The 5,694-nt window shown below is 55.8% G+C and carries 3 protein-coding genes and 1 tRNA gene; 3 read left to right on the top strand and 1 reads right to left on the bottom strand.

Annotated features, from left to right (window positions below; genetic code table 11):
• Positions 1-372 precede the first annotated feature (372 nt).
• A complete protein-coding gene (locus tag PWJ82_RS09410) occupies positions 373-1,806 on the top strand; it encodes a Na+/H+ antiporter family protein (protein ID WP_274736419.1) in 1,434 nt (477 codons plus the stop codon).
• A gap of 131 nt (positions 1,807-1,937) precedes the next feature.
• Here the strand turns inward: PWJ82_RS09410 and PWJ82_RS09405 are convergent.
• Positions 1,938-2,011, bottom strand: a tRNA-Met gene (locus tag PWJ82_RS09405).
• A 186-nt stretch (positions 2,012-2,197) separates the two neighbouring features.
• On the opposite strand from PWJ82_RS09405, the gene PWJ82_RS09400 reads away from it, so the two are divergent.
• Both PWJ82_RS09400 and PWJ82_RS09395 read left to right on the top strand, forming a co-directional pair.
• Positions 2,198-3,082 (top strand): LysR family transcriptional regulator, encoded by an 885-nt coding sequence (locus PWJ82_RS09400; RefSeq protein WP_016441692.1) that lies wholly within the window; start codon positions 2,198-2,200, stop codon positions 3,080-3,082.
• A 216-nt stretch (positions 3,083-3,298) separates the two neighbouring features.
• Positions 3,299-5,694, top strand: a 2,396-nt coding sequence (locus tag PWJ82_RS09395) for a hypothetical protein (RefSeq protein WP_274736418.1), incomplete at its 3' end; no start/stop codon positions are given.

Below are 5,694 nucleotides of genomic sequence, written 5' to 3'. Positions count from 1 at the left end.
CCCCCCCCCCCCCCCACCCCCCACCGCCCCCCCCCCCCCCCCCCCCCCCCCCCCCCCCCCCCCCCCCCCCCCCCCCCCCCCCCCCCCCCCCCCCCCCCGCCCCCCCCCCCCCCCCCACTTGGCGTTTCTGGTGTCTTTAGCCTCTCTACCCTCTCTACCGGCTCTCTAGCGCCGGGAGCGGGAGGCGGGTGGCAGGGCTAGTGCCTGAGCGTTTATTCATAGGTTGAGCTGGGCGAATGCTGCGCGGCGTCGTCGATAAAGATACGGCGTAACCGTGGTTTCGCGCGACCGCTAGTGCAAGAAGTAGTAGAAAAGCTACGTATTTATGGATACTTATTCGGCTGGTGCCCCAGTCTCGGTATATTCAGTTTTATGAATGCTGTTGTGGTGGCTGTTTGTTTGATGCTCCTCCTCGCGGTACTTCGTGTTCACGTGGTACTGGCTCTGTTTATCGGCGCGCTCGCCGGTGGTTTACTCAGCGGGATGGGCCTGGAGGGGACCATGGTGGCCTTCCAGGAAGGCCTGGGTGCCGGGGCGAAAATCGCGCTCTCCTATGCGCTGCTCGGTGCTTTCGCGATGGCGGTGGCCCATTCGGGGCTGCCGAATCTGCTGGCACAGTGGATGCTCGGCCATCTGCGCAGCTCTGACGGGACGGGTGCTCGTAAGCGTGCTTTCACCCGCTGGGCCATGCTGGCGGGGATTTGCGCGATGGCGGTGATGAGCCAGAACCTCATCCCGGTGCATATTGCTTTTATTCCGCTGCTTATCCCGCCGCTCCTAGTGGTCATGAATAACCTGCGCCTGGATCGGCGCGCGGTGGCCTGCGCGCTCACCTTCGGATTGGTGACCACGTACATGTTCCTCCCCATCGGCTTCGGAAAGATCTTCCTCACCGATATCCTGCTGGGGAATATCGCGAAGGCCGGCATGGATGTGAGTGGCATCAACGTGATGAGCGCCATGGCGATTCCGGCGGCGGGGATGGTGGTTGGGCTGCTGCTCGCCGTCTTTGTTACCTACCGCAAGCCGCGTGAGTATCGGGATGTGGCGGTGGATACCGGCGCGGCCGGGGGCACGAACACGGGCGGCGTGGCCGGTGCGGCGGGCGCGGCGGGCGCGGCGGATGCGGCGGATGCGGCGGGCGCGGCGGGCGGGGCTCCGGCGGTTTCCCGCTACCGCATCGCGGTCTCACTCGTGGCAATTCTGGTGTGCTTCGGGATCCAGCTGCTCCTCAACGCGGTGGATTCGGACGCTGATGCGCTGCTGGTTGGCGCGCTGGTAGGGCTGTGCGTTTTCATTTTCTCGCGCGCCATCAAGCTCCACGAGGCCGACGACGTCTTCACCGGCGGCATGAAAATGATGGCCCTCATTGGCTTCATCATGATCAGCGCCCAGGGCTTCGCGAATGTGATGAGTGAGAGCGGGCAGATTGAACCACTTGTGAACGCCACCGCGGCGATGTTCGGGAGTAATAAGGCGATGGCCTCGCTCGCCATGCTGCTTGTGGGGCTGCTGGTGACGATGGGGATCGGATCGTCTTTCTCCACGCTGCCGATTATCGCGGCGATATGCGTGCCCCTGTGCGTCACGCTAGGATTCTCCCCGCTGGCCACCGTATCGATTATTGGCACGGCGGGCGCGCTGGGCGATGCCGGTTCACCCGCTTCGGACTCTACTTTAGGGCCGACGGCGGGGCTCAACGCCGATGGCCAACATGACCATATCCGCGACTCGGTCATCCCCACCTTCATCCATTTCAATATCTCGTTGCTCATCGCGGGTTGGATTGCTTCGCTGGTGCTGTAGCGCAGCGGGGTTGGCTAGCAGGTATTGGTTCTCACATGGTTTGAGTGGGAATTCCGGGGCTGGCGTAGGCCCGACGCGGATATGGCAAGAGTGCCTGACCGGTATTTCACCTGGTCAGGCACTCTATTTCGTGGCGGGGAGAGGATTTGAACCTCTGACCTCCGGGTTATGAGCCCGGCGAGCTACCGAACTGCTCCACCCCGCGGCGACTTTTCTACTATACGGGCTTCCTGGGGCAAATGCAAGTGTGGTCTTGATCTCCTTGGTATGGGTATGTTGTGGGGGTGAAAATTTATTCGAGACGAGAGGCTTTATAGTGTGAATTTCGCGAAATTGAGTGGTATAAGTAAACTAAGAAAAGTCAAGATATGCACATAGCTATGGGGGCGCGGTGAAGCTGCAGCATCTAGAAGCCTTTGTTGTGGTGGCAAGGGTTGGGTCGATTAAAGAAGCGGCAGTTGAACTGAACTGCAGTCAACCATCGGTCACGAAGCAAATTCGCGAATTGGAAAAGACGTTGGGTCAAGAACTTCTTGACCGGTCTGGGCGCGGAATTCGGCTTACTCCTGTAGGTGTACTGTTCGCCGGAAGAGCCCGAGAGATTCTCAGCTTGTCGCGGCGCACGGTCGAAGAGTTCAGTATGTTGCACGGCGATATTGGCGGGCATGTGGTTATAGGCACTGTTGAGAGCGCCGCTGTCGTCGATGTTGCTCGGGCAATTAAATGTGTGCGGGATAAGCATCCTGGAGTCGGTGTTACGCTGCGTCGGATACGCAGGGAAACCATTCTAGAAAGGCTCGCGAGCAATGCACTTTCTTTCGCTATCGTTCCGGATTCCTGGGATCTAGCGGGATATGAGAGGCTTCCCTTGTCAACGCGGGACCGGTGGGGGATTTTGGTTCCCGCTGCGTCTTCTCTTGCGGCTAAGAAAGGTGTGAATGTGGAGGACCTTGAAGGCCTTCCGCTCATTTGCCCGGATGATAGCGTGGGTCATCGCCAGTTGGCTCGGTGGCTGGATGAGCACAGCGATCAGTGCCGGGTTATTTATGACGTGGTCTACCACGCGCCACAATTGGTTGATGCCGGGGTTGGCTATGCGATTATCAATGATTGTTCTGCGGGTAGGTGCTCACCTCTCGGTCTGGTGTTCGTTCCGTTAGTGCCAACCACGGACTCCTCCACGAGTCTCGTGTGGGATCCGAGCCGTGCACTCACGCGAGTGGAGCTAGCATTCCTGGAAGAGGTTCGAGGTGTCTGCGCACAGGCAATCCGGTGACTTGGTGGGCGTCATTACTGCCGCGAGCTTCATTCATGGCAGTTCCATTGTGCAGCGCGTGGCGTAAATATGGTTCTAGCGTCCTGAAACGGTGGGGCGTCCTGGAAATTAAGAATCATTCCAGCTTTTAATGGAATAAATATTAATAGTACAAATAGTTCTAGCGTTTTTATCGAATGGACGAAGTCTGGTGCAATGGTGCGCTAACTCGGCGAAGTGCAGCCGATCACTAGTTATTTACTTCACAGTTTGCCGGGAAATTTCTTAGAAAACCATGCTAAATGGGTAGAAAGTCCCCCTCTTTGGATGGTGTGGGTGTGTGAAGTTCCAGGTCAGAGTTGTAATCGTCCGATTAATAAAATGTCATTAAATCGCGAAATTGCAATTTATAGTTATGTTACGATTCTGAATGATTTAGCTGGTGTGGCGCGTTACTTATTGTGTTTTGGTGATGCTCAGGCGCATCTCCTTCACAAAATTCACCTAAGTGGCGATATGCGCACCCGCAAGTCATCCGATTATCTACCAATGGAGAAAAGATGTCTCACTACACGGGGGCGCCTAAATCGGCACCCGGCATTTTCACTCCGGCTGGCACGCGAACGCGGGGGGGGTACTCTCCGCAAGAAACTGTGGGCCGGTCTCACAGCCGCAGCGTTGTGTTTGAGTCTCACCCCCACATATAGTGCGCCTTCTGCACAGGCGTATGAGTTACAACGTTCGGACGGCAAGCTTGGTGAAATTAAAGGTTCGGTTTACGGCCGAGTTTTCGTAGACCGAGTGGACAATATTGCCACGTTCGATAAAGGGGATGAAGGTCTGCCTGGCGTAAAGGTTTACGCGCAGTGGGTTGACTTTAACAATAAAAAGCTGAAGGGTGCTGTCTCGCCGGTTTATTGGACCGAAACTAAAGCTGATGGCAAGTACTCAATTAAACTTCCAAACTGGACTGACGCTCTAGGTGTCGAACATGAATGGAGGGCGCAAGCCGGTCAGGGTTTGCGGATCTGGGCTGATAATCCCGATAAAGCTAAGTACGTTAATTCGTTTGTCGAATCCGACGGTGTATTTGTTAACAACGGGATGACTCAGCGTTATGTGGGCACGTGGAATGCATGGCCGCAGTCCGCCGCTGAAAACATGAATATCTCTTATCAGGAGCGTCCGAAGATTCAGGAAATGTTCCCGGATGAGAGTACCTGGAGGGAAACGACTAACCAGGAAAATGGCGGCTACGTTAACGGAAGCGTTTTTTATGATCAAAGAAACTACTTTGGTGCTCCGAAGGCTGTCCGCAATTTCCAAGACGGTTTCGGAGATGTAGCGGTTCCTGGGGTTAAGGTTGTTGGTACCTACGTCCAAGACGAGGTTGCGCGCCGTTTCGACACGTGGAAGAGCGAGCACAGAGGTTATACCCGCGAGCAATTCAAGGTCGCTCAGCGCGAGATTATGGCGAAATATAAGGAAGAAACAGGGAAAAGCCCGTGGGCTGAAACCGCTTACGCCATAACGGACGCTCAGGGCTCGTATCATATCCAGTTCCGAGGCCTTTGGGGTGACAGTTACACCTTTAAAGGCATCATGAAGAACGGGACACACGGTGACCTTGTTCCGGAAAATGCGACGAATGCCTCGTGGCTGAAGGGGAACTTTGGCTCACGGCATGTTAATGTCGCGTATATGTATGTTGCCCCCGTGTTGCCGGAGGGCGTGGGTGGAGCGCTTGATAACTTCCCTGACAACATGTTCGGTCCTGGGGATAAAGTTCCGGACTATGCAACTCTTGGTGGAATGAGTGATCTCCACAACCAAGATTTTGCGCTCCGTATGGAAGATCGCGATTTCCAGGTTCTTGAGTACAACCAGACAGATAAACCAGCCGCGCCGGGTGCTACTGTGCAGACAAAGGCCACTGGTTTCGTGCCGTCGAGTGGTCACGAAATCGTGTGGACTGATTCTGAAGGTAACGAGGTTCATAAGTGCATCTCGACCTCCTCGAATCTGGGAGTTGTGAATTCCTGCCCCTTGACCGTTCCGGCTGATCTTGACCATGACGAAATCTATACGGCCACGATCTACCCCGAAGGTTCGCGTGATACTGCGCTAGCAAAGGACGCATTCGCTGCAAAGCCAACTCCTGAGTACAAGCACACCTTGGTCGACCTCGATACGACCGAAACTGTTGCTTCCCCACTCCACAAGGAAAATGGTACGAAGCCTCGGGATGCGAAGTATTCGCCTCTGGATGACAATGCAAAGATCTCCGCGGATCTTTTGGCTGATGTTGACCAGTCCAAGGTAAAGGTTGGCCAGCAACCTTGGGCGACGGTTAACGAGGATGGGACCATCTCGCTCGCTCCGACCAGGGGGCAAGCTGAACCGGGTGAATATCTTGTACCCGTCAAGATGACGACACCCACCGGGGAGAAGATTCTCCTTGCGCCGATTACTGTGCGCGATCCGAACGCTGATGCCGATAATGATGGCACTCCAGATCTGAAGGATCAGTGCCCGTCTGTTGCTGGGCCGGCTTCTAATAATGGTTGCCCGGCTTGGGGTGATGGTGATGGTAAGCCTGGCTCGGATGTGACGCTTGCGAAGGATCCGGCTAA

Source organism: Actinotignum schaalii (genome assembly GCF_028864145.1).
Lineage (GTDB): Bacteria > Actinomycetota > Actinomycetes > Actinomycetales > Actinomycetaceae > Actinotignum > Actinotignum schaalii_B.
This window is presented reverse-complemented; position numbering and strand designations above follow the sequence as displayed.

Excerpts from the sequence above, each read along its gene's own strand:
- PWJ82_RS09410 (WP_274736419.1), top strand. The coding sequence starts at position 373 with ATGAATGCTGTTGTGGTGGCTGTTTGTTTGATGCTCCTCCTCGCGGTA.